Below are 24,508 nucleotides of genomic sequence, written 5' to 3' on the forward strand. Positions count from 1 at the left end.
TTTAATATCCATTAAAAATGCTTAGTGAAAACTTCCTACCAAAGCTTGAATTACGATATCCCAACCATCGATTAAAACAAAGAGTAAAATTTTAATAGGAAGAGCAATTGCCATGGGTGGAAGCATCATCATTCCCATGGTCATTAAAATGCCGGAGACAATTAAATCGACCAGCAAAAATGGTAAAAAAATCATGAAACCAATTTGAAATGCAGTTTGCAACTCGCTCAGCAAAAAGGCAGGGATCAGTTGATAAAATTTAATATCTTGAGCTTGGGAAGGAAAAGGTTCTTTCGCTAATTCCAAAATCATTTTCATATCTTTTTCCCGTGTTTGCTTAAGCATAAATTGTTTTAGCGGCCCAGTTGCTTTATTGACTGCAGTTTCAGTATTGATTTGCTGAGTTTGATAAGGTTGATAAGCCTCCGTATAAATGATTTTTGCCACCGGCATCATCGTAAATACAGTAAGAAATAAAGATAAGCTAATGAGAACCGTGTTAGGCGGTGTTTGCTGTAATCCTAGCGCATTACGCAGCATGGAGAGCACAACAACAATGCGAGTGAAAGAAGAAATCATAATTAAAAAACTGGGGGCAAGGCTCAGCAATGTCAATAAAGCAAACACCTGCAAAGCGGGTGAAATCGTCGCTTGATCAAAATGGACTGGCCCAAAGGACAGAGCGGAAGAAGCATTGACGCAGTCACAGAAAGCTAGCGAAATAGCTATGAATAATATTAATTTTTTCCAACAAAACATCATTGCGGCTCTTTAGTTAAGTTCACAAAAGCTAAGCTTTGTTGATTATCTGCAAGCATAAATTGTTGATTATGATATTCGATAATATAAAGCATCGTTTTAGTATTTAAGCGTTTTTTATCAATAATTAAGCAGGGGGATGATCGTTCAAATGAGCCCTGATTTTTCTTTGCTAAGACAAAAGCAATAAGCGTGAGAATAGCCAGGGCTAGCACATATACCATCCAGCCATGTCGAGGTTCAAGCGTGTGCTTAAAGGGGATTTTTTCGGCAAAGGCTTGACTTGAAAATAAACTCATCATCAAGATGAATGGCTGCTTAATCATGAAGAAACCTCGGTGATATGAAGCGCAAAACAATCGTCAACGCTCATCAATTCTCCCCGGGCAATCACTTGATTGTTCAGCAAGATATCAATGGGTTCATGGGTTTTTTGATCTAAAGATAAAAGTTGACCTTCTTTTAGTTGGCGTAATTCCGCAATGGTCAGGCTGATATTACCTAAAAGCACTTGGCATTCAACTTCTACTGAACCAACAAGAGCCAGGTAATTTTCATTAATAAGTGATTTACCCTCTGTTTGAGCTTCCAATTCAGGTAAGGCGATTTTTTTGACAGTGATACTCATGATGACCTCGTTAATTGTATTGTTCGATGTTGCCCAGCGATTCCCAGGCACAGGGTTTGTTGCTGGTATTGAATTTCTAAGGGTTTATTTAAACAGTGATCGGTTTTAATGACATCGCCAACTTGCAGGCTCAACAGTTTTTCCAAACTGAGGCGAAGCGGCTCCAGTTGGACCGTTAAACCGATTTTTTTGGTTGCTAAGACCTCAGCGAGACGACAGAGTGGTTTTGTCGATGACTGTGTTTGAGGCGGCAAATGAGCGAGTACCCATTGAGGATGAAGATAAAGGTTAATTAATTCATTTTCAAAAACGATATTTAAACAAGCAGAACCAGAATAAATCCATTCGCTATAGTTAGTTGAATTTGCTCTTAACTCTAAAGTATTAATTTCAAAAAATTGCTTTAATAACTGCATAAAAATCTCATTGCAGGCTTGATTAAAACAATCATTATTATCTGCAAAAAGATTTTTTTTCAGGACCGATAAATAATGGGTCTCGACTAAAGCGATAGGCTCATGTTCATGCATTAGCAATTGTAGATCGGTAAAATGATTAATTGCTGAAGAACGATTGACAGAGAGTTTGAAGTCTTCAGTCGCGTATTTTTCATTCCATGCAACTAATTTTTTGCTAAAATTTTGCTGAAAATATTGGAGTTCCGTATTATTAATCAGCCGATAAGGTTTTGGGTTGGTTTTCATCGTTTATATAACTCTTCTAATAGTTGTTTATCTATTTCCATCATCTGGGAGCAGGCTTGAAACATTCGTTGGAGTACGACAATGTTGGCAAACTCAGTGGTCGAATCCACATTTGAGGATTCAATTTTATGAGCTTGTATACTGCCAAATCCGTTTTTATTTGCACGACCAATTTGTAAGCCCTGATCGCCCTTGGCGCGAAAGGAGTTATCACTCACGGGCACTAAGCTATGTTCTGGATCATCAAATCCGGCTAAGGCAATATAGACTCCTAAGGTAGATTGTTCATTATCATAGAGATAAGAAATTTGACCGTTTTCATCAAAGGAAAAATTAATTTGCTTTCCTGCTTTATAGCCATCTTGTTTAGCAATCGTAATAGTTGCAGTTGCTGCGGTGTTTAGTGTTGTTGGAAATGAATTAGTTTGCTCTTCTTTTTTTAAGCGAATGGATTTATCTTCATCACTTAAATAATTCCCAATGTTAAAGCGAATTAATTGTTTGTTAGGTAATTGAAGATTGAGGTGATTAAAGCCTTCCACTGCTGCCTTACTAAGACTATCAAACTTTATAGTTTGTGGAATAAAATAAATAAGGGCTCCGTCATAACTAACCCTCATTAACTGCCACTCTAAGCCATCTTTACTTTGATTTCCCAGGGGGGGATCTGTTGATATTTGAGGCTCAAACTCAAATTCTATGGTGTGCTCCTTTCCCTCTTCATCGAAAATATTGGCTACCGTGAATTGAGTCGGTTTATATTCGCTTTTGTGTGTCTCCGTATTAGATCCCGCTTGAGAAGATCCTATTCCAGATTGCTCTCTTTTTTGCGCAACAAATTCACCCGCTAAATCAACAGTTCGCGTTGCTTTCCCAGGATGAGTTTTATTAACAAATTTCCGTACAGGAACTAAAGCACCATGCTCGCTGTATCCCTGCACTAAACCCCCGCTATGTCGATCAACCAATAGATCTTGCTCATTAAAATAGAATTCACCATTACGTGTATACAGCAGCTCGCCATTTTTAAGCCTCACAATGAAAAAACCATTGCCAATAACAGCCAAATCAGTAGGATTATTCGTTCCTAAGTAATTACCGGCGCTGAAGTTTGTACTCCTGCCTGCGATGGTGACACCAGAGCCTAAATGTCCCTGATCTTTTTCGCCACCCAGTGAAGAATAAAAAACGTCGCTGCGTTTAAATCCAGGACTTTGCAAATTAGTAATATTATGAGAAGTGTTTTGTAAGCCATAACTTGCGGCTAGTAGGCCAGTTAAACTGGTGTAATAAGTATTACTCATTTACATTCCTTTTGAACTTGGATTCCAGACTGAGCTGATATCGGTTAAGAGTACACGCGGATTTTCACCACTGTTCATTAAGACATGGATGATGGGTAGGTTATTAGCGGATAATTCCACTTTGCTGACAACTCCTTCTTGATTGCTTCCATTGATCGTTACTTTTTTACCTAAAAGCATTAATCCATTATTGTTAGATATCCACTGGTTTAACTCTGCTAAAGTTTGATTGGTTTTTTGAGCTTCTTGCAGAGAAGAAATTTGCGCCATTTGGGCCATAAATTCTTTATTATCGACTGGCTTTAGCGGATCTTGATAACTAAGTTCCTGCATGAATAATTTGAGATAATCGGCTTGAGAAACACCCATGTCTTGTGTTGGATTAATTGCATCGCTCATTGTTTGACTCCATTAATAATAAGTTGTTGCAAGCGAATTCCTTTCTTGACCAGCCATTGTTTAATTAATTTAATTAATTCGGTTGTTTGTTGCTTGTCTAATTGACTGGTATTCAAGCTGAATTCAGCTTGGTTATTGAGAATAAATAATTGATAATTTTTAAGCGTTGAGCTTTCTTCTGTTAAAGCAGTTTGCTTTTGCAGTGGGCGGTTGACTGAAGTTAAAGAAGGGGATCTTTCTTTGAGTGCCGGTTGAAAATTAGGGGCCTGATTTTCTAGCGATGGCTGATGGGCTGGCCGATAAACCTCAGCGGCTATAGTCTCTGTTGCCCTGGTCTGAGTAACCAATTCAGTTGAATTGCTAACTTCTTTTTTGACTGCGCCCGGGGCTAAAGAAGAGTCCGAATTTGCATGGTTGGACAAAGTTCTTTGCGTTGAACTAGAGCCTGGTTCCTTTTTATCTCCCTTGATTAAATCCTGAAAAGAGAGCGCTGAATCTTCCAATTGTTGCTGATTTTTCCAATAGTATTCATCATCAGTTTGTAGTGTTTTAGCACGGCCGTCTGTTTTGAAATAAAGAGGGGGTTGATCTTGGATTTTCATGCTAGTTCCTTCCGTTGTAAAACCCATTCATCAATTGTATTTTGCTGCCGGGAAATCTCATTTGCGAGGGCTTTTTCTTGCTGTTTTTCTTGATAGCGATCAAGCATTTTTAATTCGGTATGTAAGCGAATTTTTCTTTCTTCTAATTGAGCCTGTTGTGCTTCTAATTCTTTCATTTCTAGCTTTAAATGCTCACTCTGCTGTTGCTTGTGCATAATAAAATGAAGGCGGGAAATTTCCTGTTCAGGATAAATAATGGTTGTTGTTGCACAGGCTTTTTGTAATTGTTTTTGCAACCCAGCATCGGTCTTTTGCAGATTTGCTTGCTCATTAGTGATGGTCTGCAAAGCTTGGCTGACCTCATTTAATTGCCAGCTCAGTTTATTCATCAATGCGATTAAAGTTTTATTCATTGTAAAATCTCGGAAAAACGTTGTAGTAAGTCTTTAAAAGCTATAGTTTCTTTCTGCACAAGGAGCTGATTAATCGCGTCAATTCGCACAATCGCATCATCAAGTTTTAAATTATTGCCGGGCTTGTAAGCACCAATTTCAATCAGGTCTTTATTTTGTTGATAAAGACTAAGGATGGATACAATCTTGGAGACAAGAAGCTGTTCTTCAGGGGTTAATAATTGCATCGTAAGCCGTGAGGTACTTTGTAAGACATCGATGGCTGGATAATGCCTTCGCTGGGCTAATTCCCGAGTCAGTACAATGTGGCCATCCAATAACGCACGCAGGTTGTCGGCAACTGGTTCGTTGAAATCATCGCCTTCAACAAGCACAGTGTAGAGGGCAGTAATACTCCCTTGACCGATAAAATTACCTGCGCGTTCAACAATATTAGGTAAAAGAGAAAATACGGTGGGGGTATAGCCGCGGGTGGTAGGGGGCTCACCTAAACTGAGGCTAATTTCTCGTTGAGCCATCGCCAAGCGTGTAATGGAATCCATCAAAAGCATGACATCCTTGCCCTGACTGCAAAAATACTCGGCAATAGCAGTTGCCGCAAACACTGCTTGTTTGCGCATAAGCGCCGGCTCATCACTGCAGGCCACCACCACGACGGATTTTTTTAAAAGGTCTGTACCGAGATGTTCATGAATAAAATCATTTACCTCACGACCACGCTCCCCGATAAGTGCAATGACATTCATATCGCTCGTGATTTGCTTAGTAATATTGCCCAACAACACTGATTTACCGACACCGCTACCCGCAAAAAGCCCTATGCGTTGCCCTTTGCCCAGCGGCAATAAACCATCAATAGCAGCTATGCCAGTATAAAGCCGCTCTTTAATAGGTTGTCGTTGCAGCGGATTTATTTTGGATTTATGCAAGGGCATTTGAGTCGAATAGTGAATTTCACCCAGACCATCCAAGGGTTGTCCGAAGGCATCGACAATACGCCCTAAAAGCGCTTCTCCAACGGGAATAGTCATGGAATGACCAGTCGCACGCACTTTAAAACCCATCGAGATTTTATGGGAAGAGTAGGGCATTAAAAACACTTTCGCTTTGTCAAAGCCCACCACTTCGGCTTGCATTACCACTTGATCTTGGTTATCGATAAGTTCGCATAACTCACCTACAAAAGCTTGTGGTGGACCGTTGGCTACTAATTTCAAGCCCAGGTATTGTTCGATTTCACCGAGCCGCTCGACGCGTTGAAGAGGGGGAAGCCAATTAACCATGACTATACCTCTTTTTAATCTGTAATAAGGTCTGTTTTAAACAGTCAATTTGCCGTTCGATACTTGCATCAAAAATACCGTGCTCAGTTTTAATGCGACAACCTCCCAATCGTAGGCTTTCATCTGCTGTAATGCGTAAATCTTTGCATTGACTAAAATCAACTGTTAATTCGCCCTTTTGCAACAAGGCTAAATCTTGCGAATTTAATGCAAGCGTAATGGCTTGCTTATCATTGAGATGATTGAGTGTGGCAGAAATTTGTTGGGCGATTGCTTCCTTGTTTTGCTGTTGATGAATAAAAAACTGCTGGGCAATGATCAAGACAATATCGGCAATTTCTGTTTTCAATTCCCGACGACTTTCATGGAGTGCGGCAGGAATGGCTTGTAGTAATTGATGGAGTTGTTGTACTAACTCGTTAACTTGAGCAGCTGTTTGTTGCTCAGTTTTTGCAAGCGCATCTGCCATTCCTTGGGCAAAGCCAAGACGATAACCTTCTTCTCGCGCTTTTTCCTGCCATTGCTTAGCTTCTTCAGAAAAAGACTCGCTGATTAATGCGATTTCCTCTGCTTGAGGAGCTTGCTTGCTAAGCCCTAAATAACAATATTCTTCACTGAAACTGATCTGTTTGAAAATCTCAGCCATCAATAGTCTCCACATGCTCGTCAAACGAAAGGCTGTTTTCCCATTGTTTGAATAGAACTTGTCGCGTTGCTAATTTTAAGGCTTTAACCTCAGTAGCAAGCAGATGCTTAATACTCCCCTCCTGATCAAAACGAGTTAAAAATTGTTCTTGCCAAAAGTAGTTTCCCTGTTCAAGCACAATGGCAATATAAAGCCTTGGATACTCCGCTAAGCGTTGCTGAAAAGGGGGAGTTTTTGGTGTGTTCGTAGAAATTAAGGGCTGCAGATCGACATTCAATTGGCGAAAACGTCGCGCATCTTGCAGCAGTTGCTCTCCCTGTTCCTGTTTAAATCGTTGAGCTTCGATGCTGGATAATTTGCTTATTATCCAGCGCTGATCCGATTTAGCTAGGCGCGCCATTTTAAGCAAAATTTGTTTCAAAGGATTAGACATCTTTATTCAACCATTGAGTCAATTCGGTTAACAGCTCTTGTCTTTTACGACGTCGCAATCGCAAGTTAAAAGAATAAACAAATAGCGCTGCACATAAGAAAACGGGAAAGGAAAGATAAACTGCATTCGCAGACCAAAGAGTGGAGGGAGGGACTAAAGTCAAAGGAATCGAAGGCAGTACTGAAGCTTGCTGGATAATTAAAGCTTCAACGCTAATCTCATCGCCTCGCTTAGGATCAAAACCAACAATTGATTTAACCAAGCGCTCAATTTGTTGCAGGGTTTGTTGACTGGTGAACTGAGGGACGAGGACAGAAACGGTCAAGCGTTCAATATTACCGCTGGCATGAGTAAAGCGCTCTTTTTCACTCCCAAATTGATAAGTTTTTTCACGAGTGAGATCTTGATTAGTTTGAGCTTTCTCAGCTTTTGATGAAGTGGAATGCTGGATTTCTTTTTCATGAGTCACGATCCCCTCACGCTGCGGTTTAATGAATTCACGTTGTAATTCATCGTAATTTAAAGTTAGATCGATTTTTACCATTACTTCTTTATCAGCAAACACCGATTGCAGCATTTGCATCACTTTTTGCGTGAGATAGTGCTCCATGGTTTTTTTGATAGCAAAATGCCCTAAAGCACCATCGTCTTCATTATTGCTGAGGTTATTACCATTTTGATCAACTATAGTGACATTATTTTTTTGCAGGTTGGCGACAGAGGCTGTAACCAATTGTTGAATGCTATTGATTTGCTGAGACGCCAAGGGATGATTTAAATGTAAGGTGACGGCTGCACGCGGTTGATTTTCTTCTTGCTGAAATAAATGGCGTTCAGGAATGACTAAATGCACCCGGGCTTGCCTAACTTCATCAAGACTACGAATGGTTCGCTCCAATTCGCCCTGTAAGGCACGTTGATAATTGATTTTTTGCGAAAAATCAGTCATACCAAAAGCGCTTTTATCAAACAATTCAAAGCCGACATTTTCTGCGAAATGCAGATCGGAGCCCATGAGTTTGATGCGGGTTTTATCAATCAGGGACTTAGCGATAAGAATTTCGCTGCCTTGCTCACGCACTTGATAAGCAATCTTAGCTTGCTCCAATTGACTAAGAATTTGGTTCGCATCACGCTGATCGAGGTGATTAAATAAGACGCCATAACTGGGCGACAGCAGCCAAAGAAAAAGGAGCAGACTAAGGCTGATAATCAGCACTAAACCGGCTATAAAACTTAATTGTCGTTGCTTGCTTTGAGTTTTAAACCATTGCAGGCTAGCTTCTAAATAATTCACGTTAAATCTGCTCTCTCATTATTTCTTGATAAGCACTCATCAAGCGGTTACGAATTTGTTCCAAAAATTGAAAAGACAATTTGGCTTGCTCCAGCGTGAGCATAGTTTGATGTAAACTCGGTGCCTGGCCGCTGGCTAATTGCTGCAAAGCCTTATCGGCGTCTAGTAATTGCCCATTAGTTTCACCTAATTTGTCAGTAAGCCAATTGGCAAAAGAGGGCGTGGATTGATTGCTTAGCTCTATCGAGCGTATTTCCGCCGATTGCATTTCTGGGGCAAGATAAAGCGTATTTATCTGATCAATCATCATCGTTCATCTCCAATACTAAGCGCTTGTAAATAAAGTCCGTGCGCGGTATTCATTATTTTTATGTTAGCCTCATAGGCGCGGGAGGCACGTAGCAGGGTTGTCATTTCATCGACTGTGCTAAGTCCTGGGTAACTGACATAGCCCATTTTATCTGCTGCAGGATGTCCTGGTTGGTAGACTTTATTGGCAGGAAGTTGCTGTGGTGCGAGCTCGATCGAAGCGATACCTGTTTCCTCCGGTTCAGAAAGATAGGCAGAAAAAGGTTTAGCCGTAGTTAAAACCCGCATGGGTTGAAAAGGCGAGCCATCGATATTTTGTAAACTATGCTGATTGGCAATATTGTTAGCCACCACATCGACACGCAATTTTTCTAAATTCATGCCCTGCGCTGCAATCGAATAAATTTGATCGTAACTCATGATTGATTATTCCCGTGTAAAGCTAATTTCATGAGGGCCAATTTCTGATTTAAACCTTTAATCAGAGCTCGATAATGAGTGGCGTTTTTGACGCTCAGGGCAATTTGTTCATCAATAGCTGAACTATCACTGGCTTGATAAAAGGGCTTTATAGTTTGGAACGAGTTGGTTGTCGCGCCGGAATCTAGGTTCGTCAACTGTTGTTCAAAATTAACCTCCAGCGCTTGATAACCTTGAGTGTTAGCATTGGCAATATTATTGGCAATCGCCGTTTGTCGCATTAAACCGGTATCCAGTGCTAGACTCAGTAATTCAATGGTTGGATCATTGTTCATCCTTTCCTCCTTATTTATTGGATAATGAGTTCGGCGTGTAGAGCCCCTGCACGCTGTAAACTCTCCAAAACAGCAATAATGTCTCTTGTCGATGTTTGGACTTTGGTTAACGAGGCTATCAAGTCAGCCACGGTGGCTCCTTCAGCTAATAGAACTGAATTAGCCTGGGTTTCCCGGACATTGATGTTAGTCGACGGGGTAATTGCTGTGCGCACTTGCCCACCCGCCTCATTAAGCAGAGCAGGTTGTGATACGTTGTAACTGGTGGCGATAGCAATTTGTAAATTACCATGAGAAATAGTGACCGCATCGAGTTTTACATCAGCGCCAGCAACAACCACTCCGGTGCGTTCGTTAACAACTACGGTAGGTAAATTGTCGGGCTCGATAGCGATATTCTCTATTTGACTAATAAAGCGAATGAAATGTTTCTTTGCTGCGACTGGAGGATGAATTTCAATATCTTGAGCGGTTTTAGCAAAGGCGGTATCAGGTCCGAATTGTTGATTGAGCGCTCTTTCAACATGATCAGCAGTCGTGAAATCAGGGCGATTTAAAATGATATGCAAGCCGCTTTCTTTGTTGATCAGGTCGGTATAAATCGTCTTCTCAACTACTGCGCCACCAGGAATTAGACCAGAAGTCGGGTGGTTTTTTTGAATCACGTTACCGAATAAATCATATTTAAAGCCGCCAATAGAGATAGGCCCCTGAGCCAAGGCATAGACTTGATTGTCGGGGCCTTTAAGTGGCGTCACAAGAAGAGTTCCACCCAGTAGACTTTTAGCATCGCCGAGGGAGGCGACATTGATATCAATTTTATCGCCTTGATGCGCATAGGAAGGAAGGTTGGCAGTGACAATCACCGTGGCCGTATTGCGACTATTTACTTCATTCGGTTGGATATTCACTCCAAAAGTTTGGAGTAAGTTAGCAATCGCCTGTGTTGTATCCTTATTGCGGCGTGAATCGCCAGAACCTGCAAGACCAATCACCAAACCGTAACCAGTGATAGGGTTTTCTTGAAGGCCGGAGAGATGGGCCAGTGATTTTAGACGAACTGCGGCTTGAGTGGGAAGCGCGATAAAAAGAAGCGTCAAAAGAATCGTGCATATACGCATTAGACTATCCCTATTAAAGATAATACTTTATAAACATAATTACGGCGCTGGGAGTCAGAAACCGAACCATCTCCGGTATAAGTAATTGCTGCATCCGCAAGACGAGTTGAAAGCACTGTATTTTGCGCACTAATATCTTCAGTCCTTACCACACCGCTTAGCAGGATAGTTTGCTGTTCACCATTGATGCGAATGAGTTGATGGCCTTCGACAAGATAGCTTCCTCCTGGTTGAACTTCTTTAATGCGCACGGTCAATGCGGCTTTAATTTTCCCATTGCGTCCGGTTTTGGCAGCGGAGCGACCTTTACCATTCAATTCAAAACCCACTTCATGGCGTTCTTTGTTATAGTTTGCTTTCAATGCGGCTTTGATTTCCTTGCTAGAGGCGAGATCAGCGCTGCTGTGAGCATTCGAATGTTCCATCACGATGACGGTTAACAAATCACCTGGTAAATAAGCTTTTCTGTCAGCAATTAAAGAGCGATAACTCGTTTCATCAAACAAACTGGTGGCATTGGCCAGGGAGCTAATGAGTAAATAAAAAAGCAGACAATAAATTGAACGATTCATAATCTTATCTCGGATAAAAACTTGCCTTAGCCACGAATTTCATTAGTCATTTTTTCCAATTCGTCAACAATCTGTATGGCCTTGGCATTCAGTTGATAAACTCGTTGAGCCAGTGTTAATTGCATTAATGAATTCACCATATCCACATTAGAGCCTTCAATTTGTTTCTGGATCAGCAAACCTAGGCCCGTACTACCGGGTATGTCGACAATTGCTTCTCCTGACTGTTCGGTATAGTTGTATATTCCTGCACCGATTGGATTGAGGGATGAAGGGTCTAAAAATTTAGCCAGTTTAATAGTGCCTAAGGATTGAGGTTCAGGATCATCAGCTAAAATGGCTGTGACCTCGCCAGTTGATTGAATGCTTATATCGACAAAATTATCAGGAATTTGGATGTTATCCGATAATCTTAATCCATCTTGAGTGGCTAAATAACGATCTTCATCAATGATCAAGGTGGAGTTTCGCGTATAAGAAATGTTGCCTTCATGATTGATGACTTGAAAAAATCCATCCCCATTAATGGCAATATTTTTCCAATCATTGGACGGTTTTAAAGGCCCATTGCTGAAGTCTTTACCTGTTTTGTAAATGGTAGTTCCCAAACCTATTTTGATTGAGTTTTGATTTTGAAAAAGCGAGGCGCTGCCATCGATATTCTGATAGAGCTGATCTGCGAAGCTAATTGTTGATGCTTTATAATTCGGCGTATTTAAATTAGCTAAATCATTCGCTATCTTGTCAATATAATATTCTTGGGATTTAAGGCCGCTAGCTGCAATGGCAAGTGCGTCAGACATTTCCCTCTCCTAATTGATTAATGGCTGTTGATAAGAGACCGTCCGCAGTTCGCATAATTCGCTGCGAAGCTTCAAAGTGGCGCGAGGTTTTAAGCAGCTCCAACATTTCATCGATTGATTTAACATTGGACTGTTCAATAAACCCCTGCAGGACACGTGTGCTGCTAGTGACAGGGCTTGGCGAGCTGAGGGCTTCGTAGAGGCCTTGGCCGCGATAATTTAATTTTTGAACTTGCGTAAATTGCACAAGATTTAATTGATCAATTTTCTGATTGTCGACATAGACAATACCCTGGGAATCGATAGTAAAGGCATTATCATTGACTTGTAAGGGGCCTGATTTTCCTAAAATCAGAGCACCGGTTGATAAAGCTAATTCTCCTCGTTCATTAACCCGCAAATCACCGCGGCGAGTATAAAAAATACCTTCTTTGGTTTGTACTTCAAAAAAACCATCGCCGGAAAGAGCAATCTCATGTTGATTTTGAGTTTGCACGACAGTGCCCTGAGTGAAGAGCTGGGCAGTTTGCAGCTGTTGACTGGCGAAGCTGATTTCCGTGTCTAATTGCTCAGAAAAGGAGATATTATCAAGCAGTTGGCGCTTATAGCCCGGTGTTTGCATATTAGCGATATTTTGACTTACTGATTGTAAACGTAACTGGTCTTGTAACATGGCAATTTCTGTCGCTTTGATGGCATCAATCATGATAAAAGTCCTTATTGCACTACAGCAAAAGATTCCACCTGAATGTTAACCGGCACTTCATTCATGGCTAACACCGTTAAATGGGGAATTATTCTTTGGGTTAATTGTTTAATCTGTCTTCGTAATTGCGAAGAGCAAAGCAAGATGGGCCGCTTTCTCTCGGCGAGCATTTTTTCCACTTGAGTAGCGAGCGCCGTCATGAAATTCTCGGTTAAACTCGGTTCCAGGGCCCAGTAATCTTTATTGAAACTCTGACTCAGTTTCTGCTCGAGCGTGGGTGCAAGTGTTAAAACTTGCAAGCTGGGTTGATTCGCGAGTAACTTCTGACAAATCGCTGTGCCTAGATGGGCACGGACAAGTTCAGAGAGTTGTGTGGGGTCGGTATTATTTTTAGCATGCTCGAGTAAGACTTCAAGAATGCTTGATAAATAGCGAATCGAAACTTTTTCTTGCAATAAATTTTGTAAAATGCGTTGAACCTGGCTTAAAGTAAGTACGGCGGGAATAAGTTCATCTCGCAGATTATGCACATTCGATTGCTCGAGTAAGAGTTCTGTTTCCGCTCTGGTTAACAAATCAGCGCTGTGGTTAAACACAATTTCTTTAATGTGGGTCACTAAAACACTGATGGGATCACAGAGTGTGTAACCGAGTTTAGTCGCTTTAGAGGTTTGATGCTCGTCAATCCAAATTGCTGGTAAACCATAGCTAGGATCACGTACTTCGATGCCTTCGCTGAGAAGAGCTGTAGACTGATTATTGCGGTTTGGAACAATGGCAAGCGTTTTATCAAGGTGCAATTGATGATAACCCTGGCTATTACCTTGAATACAGATGCAATAATAAGGGTAATTGAGTTTTTTATCGCTCAAGAATTTAACCTCAGGAATTACAAACCCCAGCTCATAAGCTAAGCGTTCACGTACTTGTTGTACCTGCTGTAGAAAAAGCTGTTCTTGATGAGCAAAATGAGTGAAGAGTTCCGGATGTAATTGAATTTCTAAAGGATAGATTTTAATTTTTTCGTAGAGACACTCTTCGATTTCCTCGGTGTTGTCCTCTGGTTTGGCGCGCAGTGCAAACCAAGTTGTCATTGCAAAGAAACTTAAAACAACTAATACGGGAAGGGTGGGAATACCATTTAAAAATAAGAGACCTAATAAGCCACAGCACACCATCATTAAACTTTTGGGGTAGGCAGCAATTTGTTTAGAAATCTCAGAGCCGAGTTGGGCATCAGTGGCTGCTCGTGTCACGATGATTCCCGTTGCGGTTGAAATGATTAGTGCTGGAATTTGTGTTACTAAGCCATCACCCACCGTGAGTAAAGTATATTGTTGAATCGAATCGCTGAGGCTTAATCCTTTTTGTGCCATGCCTATGGCAAAGCCACCAATAATATCCACGAGAATAATTAAGATGCCAGCAATCGCATCACCTTTGACAAATTTGGATGCGCCATCCATGGCGCCATAGAAATTCGCTTCTTTTTCAATTTGTGACCGTCTAAATTTGGCTTCAGCTTGAGAAATAATGCCCATATTAAGATCGGCATCAATACTCATTTGTTTTCCAGGCATGCTATCCAAGGTAAATCGTGCTGCGACCTCAGCGACACGTTGAGCCCCGTTAGTAATGACAATATATTGAATAATAATAAGAATCGAAAAAACGACTAATCCCATCACATAGTTGCCATTGATGACGTATTTTCCCATCGTTTGAATCACTTCTCCGGCATCACCATAAGCCAAAATAAGGCGGGTAGCAGAGATATTGAGTGCGAGGCGAAAAAGAGTTGATAAAAGTAAGAGCGCTGGAAAGGTAGAGAAACTTAGCGGCTTGTCAGTATAAAAAGTTAATAGGAGTACGGTTAAGGCCCAGCTGAAATTAATAATCAATAAAAAATCCAATAAAGTAGCAGGAATTGGAATAAATAAGATCAGTAAGATGCCGATTGCAAAACTGATCATAATTAATTCGCTGCTATTATGAAATTGGTTTTTCATAAAGCATGACCTCGTTGGCGATAAATTTCACGAAAAATAAGGGCTGCAACAGGGAAATGCTCGCTACTAATCCACTGATTTAATTCCACCCTCGCAAATAAAGCCTGGGCAAAGGGTTTGTTTTGGATAATAGGAATCTGATGACGCTTTGCGAGTATCCTCGCCTGATTTGCAAATTCACCACGTGCTTTAAACACCACTTTAGGGGCAGGCATGGAACCGCGCTCATATTTTAAAGCAATGGCTAAATGAGTAGGATTAGTAATCAGTACATCAGCTGTTTTTATTTGATTTAATGACGCGTTTTTTTGCCTTAATTGCTGTTGTAATTGCTTGATTTTGGATTTAATTTTTTGATCACCTTCGCGTTGACGATATTCATCTTTGACTTCTTGCTTAGTCATGCGATTGTCTTTTTTATACTTCCAGCTTGTATAGAGTTTATCTAGCATGGCAAGAGCGAGTAGTAATAACAAAAGTTGTAAAACCAACTTTAAAATTAAGTGCATAATTAAGTTTGGATGCTCCTGAGGAGATTGAGTGAGCAGCAGGAGCAGCGAGTGGAGTTCTCGGGAGAGAGTGAATAGAATTAGGGAAAAGCTGAGGCCCAATTTCAAGCAAGATTTTACAGTATCAAATAAAGTTTTAGATGAAAATAATCGTTTAAAACCCTGAATTGGATTCAATCGTTTAATATTGGGTGTTAGAGGTTTTGTCGACCAGACAAAACCGGTTTGAGTAATGCTTGCTAGACTGAGACAGAGAATACTTGCTAAGGCAAAGGGTAACCACAAACTGACTAGGGTCGATAAAAGAAATCGATTTAAATTGATAAGCTGATCAAATTGAAAAGGTAGTTCGCTAGCAAGCGTGAGGAGTTGGGTTAATAAGTCTTTAACCTGCTGTAATACAGCAGGCCATAATGCCTTGCTGACTAAGAGTAATCCAATTAAAAGAATAGTGATGTTTAATTCAATACTTTTACTAACTTGCCCTTCTTTTTTTAGTTTTTGCAGTTTATAAGCGGTAGCTTTTTCTGTTTTTTCACTCATGATAGGACCTCATCCCAAGTTTGGAAACAGAGGTTGAAAATATGCTCCATGAGCGGATTGATATGATTCAACACTAAACTAAAGAGAAAAAAGCCGAAAAGAATTTTAATGGGTAAGGCTAGAAAATAGGTGTTTATCTGCGGCATATTGCGGGTGATAATTGCAGCGCATAGCTCGACCAGGATTAAACCTATGAGAATAGGGCTAGCTATCATCCAGGAAAAAATAAACACTAACTTAAATTGGTTGATGAGTAGATTAAAATGCTGAAAGAGAGTCAATTTGCCAAGAGGAATAATGGTTAAAGAATACGCTAAACCTTGAATTAACCGATGGTGTCCATCCAGAGAAAAAAAGAATAGAACAGCAAACATGGTTAATAAGCGACTGGTTAAAGGATCCTGCGAGTGCTCACTGGGGTTGAAAATGGCAAGGGAATTGAGCCCCATTTGGCATTCAATTAATTGGCCGGTTATTTGAAAAATCGCGAAAGCAGCATAAAGGCTGAGCGATAAAATAAGCCCATTCACTAGTTCAACCAAGGCTTTTGCGGCGAGAGTTGTTTCATTGCTATCGCCTACGGTCAACGATAAATGACTGACTAAGAAAATGCTTATCATGAGTACGAGAATTAAGCGGAGAGAAGTAGGTAATTGGCGGATAGCTTGAATGGGGGTGAAAATTAAGACGACCCCAATCCGAATGGCAGCAAGGAAAACTGCTGATAAAGTAGGCGTAGCAATAGTGATCATCTTATTGCTTCCGGGATGCTTTGAATGAGGTTTTTGCTGAAATCAATGAGAGAATGCAACATCCATTCACCGCAGAGCATAAGCATTAAAACAACAGCAAGAATTTTGGGTACGAAACTTAAACTAGAATCTTGAATTTGAGTGATAACTTGTAAAATTGAGATCAGTAAACCGCAGAGCAGGGCTACTATTATGACGGGCGAAGAAACCAATAAGGCATGCCAAAGCAGCTGTTTCGATAAATATATCGCTAGATCGTTAGACATCATCGATTTCCATGTATGTTGAGCTTACTTGCGGTCTTCCATGTGGAATCCATAAAAACGCGAGGATTAAAGCAAATCTAAAAGCAATAAGCAATAGGATTTTTCGACTTTGATTATTGAAAAGTATTTGCGAAGAGCCTTTATGAGTTTACTGAGTATGTTAATATCGTTAACCCTTCCCCATCCCATGGCAATTTTTATATTTTTTTTTGCTACCACAAGGGCAGGGTGCATTGCGGGAAATTTTAACTTTCTTCGCTGCTAGAGGCGTTTTAACCTGTTTGCCGCTGATGTAAAACCATTGGCCTTCATGACGTTGAAATTGACTCAGTTCATGAATGCTTTGATCTTTCCCTTGCTCTCGATAACTTGCAATAAATTCAACATAGCCACGGTCCTCATTTGATTCATCCATGTAGGTTTTGACAACTTCTAATCCAGTCCAGGTAACCTGTTGTGCCCACCGCGCGACTTCGTTGGCATTAAAGCCTTCAAGCGGTTTGCCATGCATGGTTTTTTTGATGTAGTCGATTTTGGCTTGAGAATAAGCCGTATAACGTGAGCGCATTAATTTTTCGGGCGTGTCGGGTGATTCTTGATTATCAATATACCGACCACAGCAAGTTGTATAATTAATTTCTGATCCACAGGGGCATCGGCTCATTCTGTTTTCCTATCTTGTTTATTGGCGAGTTAACAGATTATTATCTCGCAAAGATTTATCAGATTATTCTGTTTAAACAAAAGATTATCAGTAGACAATGGTGTTGTTAACAAGGAATAGCAAAATGATTACATTGTATCAATTTCCTGGTATTTGGGGATTACCTAACACCAGCCCTTTTTGTATGAAGCTCGAAACTTATTTACGCATGGCAGACCTTCCCTTCGAAATTAAGTTTGTAAGGGATCCGCGCAAAGCGCCTAAGGGAAAATTCCCCTTTATAACAATAGAGGGTAAGACGATTGCTGATAGCGAGATAATTATTGATTATTTGAAAGCAAAATTTGGCGATGTTTTGGATAAAAATTTAAATAAAGAACAAAAAGCCTTGTCGGTAATATTGGATAATACTTTTACTGAGCGCTTATATTGGATCATACTGTATATGCGATGGCAATATGAGCCAAATTGGGACATAGTAAAAAAAGCTTTTTTTGATAAATTACCCGTATTTGCGAAATTATTTGTTCCGACTGTTATTCGAAGATCGGTAATAAAAGCTTTAAATTATCAGGGGATTGGTCGGCATAATTATGACGAGATTTTAGAAATGGGTTATAAAACGCTGGATGCTATTGCTGCTTTGCTCGCTGACAAAAAATTTTTTCATGGGGATGAGCCAAGTTCTATTGATGCCGTTGCTTTTGGATTTTTAGGAAATATTGTTTGGCAGCCACATGAGGATGCTTTAAAAACTCAGCTCCATAAGCATAAGAATATCCTCAGTTTCTGCGATAGAATGTGGAATAATTTTTATCCAGAATTATCGAAACCCTTTGCCATTGTTGATTGATTATCAATGAGTTTAGGGTTTGGAGAGCAGATGAATCCGAGGTCCTATGGTGACTTTGCAACCCGAATTTTATTTGTTAAGATTTATTCCGCTTAAATAACTTTTGAGGTCAAATATGCCAATTATCAACGGTACCCGTGTACAGAAGAAAGAGAAAATCAAAGCTGAAATAAGCAGCGAAACCTTTGAAAAAATTACTGAATATTGTGCTTGGGCGAATATAGATGACGTTGGGTTCTTCATCGAAGAAGCAGCAAGCTTTATTTTCGCAAAAGATCGTGATTGGAAACAACACAAAAAAGCAGCAAAAAAACGTACAGAAGCAGCAGGTGCTTAATTGATTTTCAATGAAGGTATCCCAGATGGGGCCTTCATCCTTCCAATTTTCTTCAGAACAAGAAGCTTCTTTAATATCAAAAATAATGATTAAATAAAGTATTGTGGGTCGAATTACTCTCATTACTGTACCGTAAGTCATCCCGTGCGTAGCGAGGGGTCTTCGTGGCTTGACATTGTGTTAACCTTCGGAGATCCTCGCTACACTCGGTAGATGGGATCTGAACGCTTGATGCTTTGAAGGACAAAGGGATGCATTTACCAGAACGACTGCGTTATTACGGAGCACCAGTTTTAGGTTCTATTGTCATTTTTTTTCATTTCTTCGGTCATTTATGTTTAAATTTTGTTGATCTTTTGACGGGCAAACAAACCCTTTCTTGGCATGGATTGTTGTATACCGTCTATCGTTCAGGGGTGAATCTTTTAATTCCTCTCTTATTGATTAGTTCCTTACTGGGCATATCAATCGTCTTGAATATTTATAACATCTTAAGTCCTTTTGATTTGCAACACGAAGTATTATTAGTTTCACAGAAAATGTTATTTTATGATTTGCTGCCTTTTCTTATTGGCTTGATGTTGTCAGTGCAGACCGCGTTAAATTTGATTACTGCAAGAATTAAAAAATTAAATCTAACACCCGATCAAGTCATCACTCTTTATATTATTCCAATTATTTTTGGAATTAGTTTCAGCGCGTTGATTTTGTATCTTTATTCAATTAGTTTTGTATTTATTAGTATTTATTTTTGTTTTAAGTTTCTTTTATATACGGATATTTACGATTACATGTTTCATTTGACTAGTACTATTACGAGTTCAAGCATTATTTATTCGATATTTAAGATGATGTTATATTGTACTATAGTCAGTCTCATCGTAGGCTATTACTATTATCAGGTTGCTACACGGCATTCACTTTTAAGAAAGGCTATGTCGCGCATTATTACACGAAGCTTTATTTGGTTAATTATTGGCAGTGTTTATTTCAAATTAATCGCTTATTAAAGGATCTTATGCGTCAAGAACGACTGTATACACTGGTTGGACTGTTTGTCGGTGGGGCAATCAGTTTGACAATCCTTATTGCTCTCTATGCTTATGATGAATACTTGCGCGAAAAAGTAGAGACCTATGTGATGTTTTTTAAAGGTTCAATAATAGGGCTGCATGTCGGTTCGGATGTGACTTATCGCGGAGTGAAGATAGGTGAAGTTAAGCGCATCGAAATTACGGAAAACGAAGAAAGAACCCAAATTAAGATTCCAGTATATGTCCAGTTTTTTGTCGAAAGAGCTTTTGTTGGTCATCAAAGCCCAATCCAACTTTTAATTAAGCAGGGATATGTTGCTTGTATGAGGAAACCCAATTTCTTAACCGGAATTGCGTCTATTGATTTAGTGGAAGCATCTACTCATCAAACTTATGCGAAAGAAGGCTTTCGCGGCTTTCCGATTTTCCCAACTAATACTCAGTTTGAAGAGTATACTACGCTGGATGATGCATTTAGAGCGGCTAAAATAGCGTTCCAAGACATAAGTAATTTTGTTCATTCTCAGAAGGTTAATGCGGCATTCGATGCAACAAGGGGTATGGCTGAGAGCATGGATCGTTTAGTGACGGATTTACACCAAATAATCCCCCCGACGCTTTCTAATCTTAACCATAGTTTAAACGGTGTTTCTGCTTTCGCCGGAAATATGGATCATTTAATGCCACCCCTATTGGCTGCTTTCAGTGCAAGCTTAAAACAAGCAAATGCAAGCTTAAAAGAAGTCTCAGCCTTAGCTAACAATTTGAATGAAATTGTACCACCTGCATTTATTGCCTTTAATCAGGGTATGCAAGATGTGTCTGGAGCTGCAAATTCAACGCAAAATTTAGCTGATTATTTATCACGATATCCAGAATCATTATTGCGAGGGAAAAAGTGAAAATTGACCAAATACAATGGATATCTAAGAAGCTTCTCCATGCGCTGAAACCCACCTTTTTTCGCTGTCTTGGCTGTAGTTTGGCAAGCCTTATACTTCTTTCCTGTGGACGCAGCCCAGATTCGCAATTTTATGTACTTAATCCTATTCCCCCTCAACAAAAGCCAGTGAAAAAATTTCAGCATTTACGGATAGGAATTAATGAAATTCAAAGCCCCGCGTACATGTCTAAACCGCAATTCATTATTCATTATTCTTCGCATGAGGTGAAACTGGAGGAATTTCATCGCTGGGTAGAAAATTTAGATAAAAATACCAAGCGGGTTATTGAAGCGAATCTTGTGACTTTATTGCCGGGTGTGACTATTGTCGCTTCTCCTTGGGATTACAAATTCATACCTGATTATCGTTTGCAAATTAATATTTCACAATTTGAGGTGGATATTAAAGGCAATAGTATTTTCCGCGCAGATTATCTAATTTATGCAGACGATCACTTAAATAAAAAAGGATCAGTTTACTATCATCAAAAAATACAAGTGGTTAATGTGGATAATTTGGTTGCTAGTATGAATGCGAATTTAAATCATTTCACCGAAGATCTTGCCAAAGTATTTGCTTCTTTAACCACTCAACCAAAAAGCTAAAACGCTTCTTCTCTACGCGAGGTTGAAATAATTACCAATTGCATAAAATCTTGACAATTATTTAACTTTATAACTAAACTCAGTTGTGCAATTAAGATCTATTTAGCAATCAACTAGCGGTTTTATCTAGTTAACTTGAAAAAGGAATTCATATGAACAAGATCAAACTAACTGGTGCAGCTCTAGCAATTAGTGCAGCGACTATGTTCTCCGCTGCTCCTTCCGTTGCTTTAGCAAATAGTTGTAGTTGTCCTATGGTCAAATGTCTTACTGCGAATGCTTGTAAGGGGTTGAGCAGTTGCCACACTGCTACTAATGCTTGCAAAGGGCAAAACGCATGTAAAGGAAAAGGCTTTGTTATGTTGACCAAAGGCCAATGTTTACAAGTCATTGGTCCTAACGTTAATTGGTGTAAATAATACTTCTTTTCTAACATTTAACACTAGATTCCAGCGAATTTGGTGTTAAATGTTTTCTACAAACTGGGGATTTTCCTCTAAATTCGTATTTATGTTAATCAGATAATATTTTCTTAATACTAAAAGACTACACTAAGAGCACTTTTACTTACCGAATGTCTTATTTTGAAAGAAAAACTCGAAGAACTTTGTTCTGATATTCCCCTGGAAGAATTGAAAGGTATCCAATTTGGAAAATGGCCAAAAGCTCCAAATGCACAAGTGACCACAATACACTATACCTTTGACCTTCTCTCGATGGCTCAAGGGTTAAAAAAGGAGTTAGAACAAAGCTATCCTGGTATTACCATGAGTGCCTTATCCAAGGTCAGCAGAGCGAAGGTTGAAGAAATTTTGGAGTATTGGCGAAAAGCTTGCGGTAGCCAAATTGAATTTAAGTATATGCCCGAGCTTAAGGCTGATCAACCGGGGATTACCATAGTTGCCAGCGATAATATTAAAGGTGCGACTGGAGTAACGAACTACAATTTCTGGTCAGGTACTTATTATTTAAATCAGGTCTCAGTTTGTATTCCTAGCAAAGCTTTAACTTCTTTAGAAGAAATGGTTTATGCTCACGAAATAGGACATGCTTTAGGATTAGATCACACCCATGAATTAGAATTTCTCAGAAAGCGATTAATGGCGATGCCACAAGGTTTAGGCTGCTCAGTCATGGGTTATCCAAGAAAACTTGCAACGCTTAACAATACCTGCACCACGCCTCTTTATTGTAAAGACCAACCCTTTGCAGTCTTGCCAGGTCCCACGGATAAAGAGATCTGCACAGAGATCTATGCGCTTTCTTCTCCTCCCTATTCACAAGTTAAATACTTTGAGTCAATGTATTGGGGGTTCTTGAATGGGGCTGCCGAAAAATCGCTGGCAAGTTATTTAGAGCAGGTAAATTTTTTGAAGATGTCTCCTTCATTAGCCAATTTTATTTCAGTAAGCTATATGACGATACTGCGTAATATACTGGACGATAAGACCTCTAATTTTACCAATACTCTCGCTATATTAGAACTGGTCACCCGTATGAAAAGTGAAGGAGTTGCTGATATTTTGCAAGTTCTTAGACAGTTGTCGATTATTTCTATGCTTTTTATGCAAATGTATGAAATTTATGCTAGCGAGGATGCACTTAATAGTACGATCTATTTAACCACGTTTTTAGCCTCTAGTTTATGTGGTTTATTATTAGCGCCAACTGTAGGTAAAAATGCTGCTAATTTAACTAACATGATCACAAATAAACTAAGTCAGATTTTTAATATAGGAGGCACCTATACTGCAGTAGCAGGTTATTTTGCTAGTAAATTGAGTGGGTTTGGAAGGATGTTTTATCATTCGAATCAAGTAGAAGTAGACGAAGAAACTAATGAGGATAACCTAGCTGAAGTAGCTATGGTAACTCTTTAATATCTTGCTGGCAGGGGAGGGGGCATCAATTGCCGCCTCCCAAGTTAAGTCAATCAACGAAACAAAAGTTGTCCACTAACTCCAAGAGCTTCTTCGCCTGAGCCGCCGCCTTCATTATTTTCTATGGATTTTTCATTTGGCTTACTGTTTGCACTTTCTGAACTAGGAACGGTCAGAGCGGGGGCAGGATTTTTAAGCGCCTCGGTTAAACTAATAAAGGTATAGCCGTTTTGTTTATACATTTGAATAATGTCACCCAAAACATAACTATTCAGTAAGTTTGCGTGAATTAACAGAATTTGTTTAACCGGCTGGCCTTTTGCGCGTTGTTCAGCCTTAAGTGTTTGGTTCCAGATGTAAGCTAGGTAGCGAGGTTTTAACTTGTCGATATAGGCTACTCTTGAACGATAGGGCACTTTATAGAGCTGTTCATTAAAGCGAAAATCCTTGCTATCGATGGTGACTGGCGCAATGACATAATGATTTTCTGCCAGATAATTAAGCACTTTGGGTTTTGAAGTTTTACCCCCCTCTGCGAGATAAGGGTAGCGAAAATATTTCGGCTCGGTCAATAAAGGGGATAAAATTTTATCAGCACGAGCGACGTCAGCAATGTATTTATCAGCATTCATTTGATTCAAATTGTAGTGCGAATAAGTGTGATTACCAAGCATGAAGCCTGCGTTACGAAATTGCTCAAGAAAAGCCCACTGTCCTTTTGCTATCGCTCCTGCGATAACAAATCCGGTAGCAGGAACGTGGTTTTGTGTGAGTGCTTCAATAATTTTGCTAAAACGCTCAGTGGCTCTTTGCTGATTACCTGGAGTGTCCATTTTTGAGGCTACTAAAGGCAGATCGTCTATTGTTATCGCAATTTCGCGAGTCTGGGCAAAAGAATTGCAGGCCACTAAAAAAAGGCAAAATAAAGATAATTTACGCATCGATAATCCTTTATCAAGAAGGTTCATAAAATTAGTGTAGCAGGGCTTTTTCTAAGAAGCGAAAAAAAATAGCTTTGTTGGCTAAAAGAAGTTAACTAAATGAATATTTGACCTTTTTTTGTTCATTCTCTCATGGATCTTCTCTCATACAATTTATAGCTGATGACTAGCATTTTTCTTTTTTAGTGAGAGATGATTAAAATTGCTTGACAGTTAAGGGGTGCCTCATTAAACTTCGATTCTCTTTTTGGGGCTATAGCTCAGCTGGGAGAGCGCTTGCATGGCATGCAAGAGGTCGGCGGTTCGATCCCGCCTAGCTCCACCATCATTAATTTCGATTGCTGATGGGAAAAACTTTAGGTCCCCATCGTCTAGAGGCCTAGGACACTGCCCTTTCACGGCGGTAACAGGGGTTCGAATCCCCTTGGGGACGCCAT

Annotated in this window: 32 protein-coding genes and 2 tRNA genes; 9 read left to right on the forward strand and 25 right to left on the reverse strand. The window is 39.8% G+C overall.

Annotated features, from left to right (window positions below):
- Positions 1-21: 21 nt before the first annotated feature.
- The 24 genes from fliP to Lnau_RS03780 form a co-directional block, all read right to left on the reverse strand.
- Positions 22-762: a flagellar type III secretion system pore protein FliP gene (gene fliP, locus Lnau_RS03665; RefSeq protein ID WP_058503798.1), complete on the reverse strand. Its 741-nt coding sequence runs from the start codon at positions 760-762 to the stop codon at positions 22-24.
- Positions 759-1,085, reverse strand: a complete 327-nt coding sequence (locus Lnau_RS03670) for a hypothetical protein (RefSeq protein ID WP_058503799.1) — start codon at positions 1,083-1,085, stop codon at positions 759-761. Before Lnau_RS03670 ends, fliP begins: the two co-directional genes overlap by 4 nt.
- Complete coding sequence (locus Lnau_RS03675; protein WP_058503800.1) at positions 1,082-1,387, reverse strand: FliM/FliN family flagellar motor switch protein; 306 nt, start codon at positions 1,385-1,387, stop codon at positions 1,082-1,084. The genes Lnau_RS03670 and Lnau_RS03675 overlap by 4 nt, the downstream gene beginning before the upstream one ends.
- On the reverse strand, positions 1,384-2,091 hold the full coding sequence (locus Lnau_RS03680) for a FliM/FliN family flagellar motor C-terminal domain-containing protein (RefSeq protein ID WP_058503801.1): 708 nt from the start codon (positions 2,089-2,091) through the stop codon (positions 1,384-1,386). Before Lnau_RS03680 ends, Lnau_RS03675 begins: the two co-directional genes overlap by 4 nt.
- Positions 2,088-3,395 (reverse strand): flagellar hook-basal body complex protein, encoded by a 1,308-nt coding sequence (locus Lnau_RS03685; protein WP_058503802.1) that lies wholly within the window; start codon positions 3,393-3,395, stop codon positions 2,088-2,090. Before Lnau_RS03685 ends, Lnau_RS03680 begins: the two co-directional genes overlap by 4 nt.
- Positions 3,396-3,794 (reverse strand): flagellar hook assembly protein FlgD, encoded by a 399-nt coding sequence (locus Lnau_RS03690; protein ID WP_058503803.1) that lies wholly within the window; start codon positions 3,792-3,794, stop codon positions 3,396-3,398.
- The gene (locus Lnau_RS03695; protein WP_058503804.1) at positions 3,791-4,396 is read right to left on the reverse strand and encodes a hypothetical protein; all 606 of its coding nucleotides are present in this window, start codon (positions 4,394-4,396) and stop codon (positions 3,791-3,793) included. Before Lnau_RS03695 ends, Lnau_RS03690 begins: the two co-directional genes overlap by 4 nt.
- Positions 4,393-4,809, reverse strand: coding sequence for a hypothetical protein (locus Lnau_RS03700; protein ID WP_058503805.1), 417 nt, complete (start codon positions 4,807-4,809; stop codon positions 4,393-4,395). Before Lnau_RS03700 ends, Lnau_RS03695 begins: the two co-directional genes overlap by 4 nt.
- A complete protein-coding gene (locus Lnau_RS03705; RefSeq protein WP_058503806.1) occupies positions 4,806-6,092 on the reverse strand; it encodes a FliI/YscN family ATPase in 1,287 nt (428 codons plus the stop codon). Before Lnau_RS03705 ends, Lnau_RS03700 begins: the two co-directional genes overlap by 4 nt.
- Complete coding sequence (locus Lnau_RS03710; RefSeq protein ID WP_058503807.1) at positions 6,085-6,738, reverse strand: FliH/SctL family protein; 654 nt, start codon at positions 6,736-6,738, stop codon at positions 6,085-6,087. Before Lnau_RS03710 ends, Lnau_RS03705 begins: the two co-directional genes overlap by 8 nt.
- Complete coding sequence (locus Lnau_RS03715; protein ID WP_058503808.1) at positions 6,731-7,171, reverse strand: hypothetical protein; 441 nt, start codon at positions 7,169-7,171, stop codon at positions 6,731-6,733. The genes Lnau_RS03710 and Lnau_RS03715 overlap by 8 nt, the downstream gene beginning before the upstream one ends.
- Positions 7,164-8,468 (reverse strand): flagellar basal-body MS-ring/collar protein FliF, encoded by a 1,305-nt coding sequence (fliF, locus tag Lnau_RS03720; RefSeq protein ID WP_058503809.1) that lies wholly within the window; start codon positions 8,466-8,468, stop codon positions 7,164-7,166. The genes Lnau_RS03715 and fliF overlap by 8 nt, the downstream gene beginning before the upstream one ends.
- Position 8,469: 1 nt before the next feature.
- Positions 8,470-8,778 (reverse strand): flagellar hook-basal body complex protein FliE, encoded by a 309-nt coding sequence (gene fliE, locus Lnau_RS03725; protein WP_058503810.1) that lies wholly within the window; start codon positions 8,776-8,778, stop codon positions 8,470-8,472.
- Positions 8,775-9,197, reverse strand: coding sequence for a flagellar basal body rod protein FlgC (gene flgC, locus Lnau_RS03730; RefSeq protein WP_058503811.1), 423 nt, complete (start codon positions 9,195-9,197; stop codon positions 8,775-8,777). The genes fliE and flgC overlap by 4 nt, the downstream gene beginning before the upstream one ends.
- On the reverse strand, positions 9,194-9,532 hold the full coding sequence (locus Lnau_RS03735) for a flagellar basal body protein (RefSeq protein WP_058503812.1): 339 nt from the start codon (positions 9,530-9,532) through the stop codon (positions 9,194-9,196). The genes flgC and Lnau_RS03735 overlap by 4 nt, the downstream gene beginning before the upstream one ends.
- A gap of 14 nt (positions 9,533-9,546) precedes the next feature.
- Entirely contained in the window at positions 9,547-10,653 is a 1,107-nt protein-coding gene (locus Lnau_RS03740) for a flagellar basal body P-ring protein FlgI (RefSeq protein ID WP_058503813.1), read from the reverse strand.
- Complete coding sequence (locus tag Lnau_RS03745; protein ID WP_058503814.1) at positions 10,653-11,225, reverse strand: flagellar basal body L-ring protein FlgH; 573 nt, start codon at positions 11,223-11,225, stop codon at positions 10,653-10,655. The genes Lnau_RS03740 and Lnau_RS03745 overlap by 1 nt, the downstream gene beginning before the upstream one ends.
- Before the next feature lie 26 nt (positions 11,226-11,251).
- Positions 11,252-12,028, reverse strand: coding sequence for a flagellar hook-basal body protein (locus Lnau_RS03750; protein ID WP_058503815.1), 777 nt, complete (start codon positions 12,026-12,028; stop codon positions 11,252-11,254).
- Positions 12,021-12,734, reverse strand: coding sequence for a flagellar hook-basal body protein (locus Lnau_RS03755; RefSeq protein WP_058503816.1), 714 nt, complete (start codon positions 12,732-12,734; stop codon positions 12,021-12,023). Before Lnau_RS03755 ends, Lnau_RS03750 begins: the two co-directional genes overlap by 8 nt.
- An 11-nt stretch (positions 12,735-12,745) precedes the next feature.
- Positions 12,746-14,743, reverse strand: a complete 1,998-nt coding sequence (locus Lnau_RS03760; protein WP_058503817.1) for a flagellar biosynthesis protein FlhA — start codon at positions 14,741-14,743, stop codon at positions 12,746-12,748.
- Complete coding sequence (locus tag Lnau_RS03765) at positions 14,740-15,795, reverse strand: EscU/YscU/HrcU family type III secretion system export apparatus switch protein (RefSeq protein WP_058503818.1); 1,056 nt, start codon at positions 15,793-15,795, stop codon at positions 14,740-14,742. The genes Lnau_RS03760 and Lnau_RS03765 overlap by 4 nt, the downstream gene beginning before the upstream one ends.
- Positions 15,792-16,547, reverse strand: coding sequence for a flagellar biosynthetic protein FliR (locus tag Lnau_RS03770; protein WP_058503819.1), 756 nt, complete (start codon positions 16,545-16,547; stop codon positions 15,792-15,794). The genes Lnau_RS03765 and Lnau_RS03770 overlap by 4 nt, the downstream gene beginning before the upstream one ends.
- The gene (gene fliQ / locus Lnau_RS03775) at positions 16,544-16,816 is read right to left on the reverse strand and encodes a flagellar biosynthesis protein FliQ (protein WP_238585914.1); all 273 of its coding nucleotides are present in this window, start codon (positions 16,814-16,816) and stop codon (positions 16,544-16,546) included. The genes Lnau_RS03770 and fliQ overlap by 4 nt, the downstream gene beginning before the upstream one ends.
- Before the next feature lie 166 nt (positions 16,817-16,982).
- On the reverse strand, positions 16,983-17,477 hold the full coding sequence (locus Lnau_RS03780; protein ID WP_058503821.1) for a YchJ family protein: 495 nt from the start codon (positions 17,475-17,477) through the stop codon (positions 16,983-16,985).
- Positions 17,478-17,601: 124 nt separating this feature from the next.
- Between Lnau_RS03780 and Lnau_RS03785 the strand changes: the two genes are divergently transcribed.
- The 7 genes from Lnau_RS03785 to Lnau_RS03815 all read left to right on the forward strand — a co-directional run bounded on the left by Lnau_RS03785 (position 17,602) and on the right by Lnau_RS03815 (position 23,130).
- Positions 17,602-18,330: a glutathione S-transferase family protein gene (locus tag Lnau_RS03785; protein ID WP_058503822.1), complete on the forward strand. Its 729-nt coding sequence runs from the start codon at positions 17,602-17,604 to the stop codon at positions 18,328-18,330.
- A gap of 115 nt (positions 18,331-18,445) precedes the next feature.
- Positions 18,446-18,667: a hypothetical protein gene (locus Lnau_RS03790; protein WP_058503823.1), complete on the forward strand. Its 222-nt coding sequence runs from the start codon at positions 18,446-18,448 to the stop codon at positions 18,665-18,667.
- Positions 18,668-18,918: 251 nt separating this feature from the next.
- Entirely contained in the window at positions 18,919-19,677 is a 759-nt protein-coding gene (locus Lnau_RS03795) for an ABC transporter permease (RefSeq protein ID WP_058503824.1), read from the forward strand.
- An 8-nt stretch (positions 19,678-19,685) separates the two neighbouring features.
- Positions 19,686-20,603: an MlaD family protein gene (locus Lnau_RS03800; protein WP_058503825.1), complete on the forward strand. Its 918-nt coding sequence runs from the start codon at positions 19,686-19,688 to the stop codon at positions 20,601-20,603.
- Positions 20,600-21,250 (forward strand): PqiC family protein, encoded by a 651-nt coding sequence (locus Lnau_RS03805; protein ID WP_162263176.1) that lies wholly within the window; start codon positions 20,600-20,602, stop codon positions 21,248-21,250. Before Lnau_RS03800 ends, Lnau_RS03805 begins: the two co-directional genes overlap by 4 nt.
- 152 nt (positions 21,251-21,402) lie before the next feature.
- Positions 21,403-21,669: a BufA2 family periplasmic bufferin-type metallophore gene (gene bufA2, locus Lnau_RS03810; protein ID WP_058503826.1), complete on the forward strand. Its 267-nt coding sequence runs from the start codon at positions 21,403-21,405 to the stop codon at positions 21,667-21,669.
- Between the two features lie 165 nt (positions 21,670-21,834).
- Positions 21,835-23,130 (forward strand): zinc metalloprotease, encoded by a 1,296-nt coding sequence (locus tag Lnau_RS03815; protein WP_058503827.1) that lies wholly within the window; start codon positions 21,835-21,837, stop codon positions 23,128-23,130.
- Between the two features lie 53 nt (positions 23,131-23,183).
- Here Lnau_RS03815 and Lnau_RS03820 read toward each other — a convergent pair whose 3' ends face one another.
- Positions 23,184-24,071 (reverse strand): polysaccharide deacetylase family protein, encoded by an 888-nt coding sequence (locus tag Lnau_RS03820; RefSeq protein WP_058503828.1) that lies wholly within the window; start codon positions 24,069-24,071, stop codon positions 23,184-23,186.
- Positions 24,072-24,320: 249 nt separating this feature from the next.
- Between Lnau_RS03820 and Lnau_RS03825 the strand changes: the two genes are divergently transcribed.
- Both Lnau_RS03825 and Lnau_RS03830 read left to right on the forward strand, forming a co-directional pair.
- Positions 24,321-24,396, forward strand: a tRNA-Ala gene (locus Lnau_RS03825).
- A 35-nt stretch (positions 24,397-24,431) separates the two neighbouring features.
- Positions 24,432-24,507: transfer RNA gene (locus Lnau_RS03830), tRNA-Glu, on the forward strand.
- Position 24,508: the final 1 nt, after the last annotated feature.

The organism is Legionella nautarum (genome assembly GCF_001467895.1).
Classification (GTDB): Bacteria; Pseudomonadota; Gammaproteobacteria; order Legionellales; family Legionellaceae; genus Tatlockia; species Tatlockia nautarum.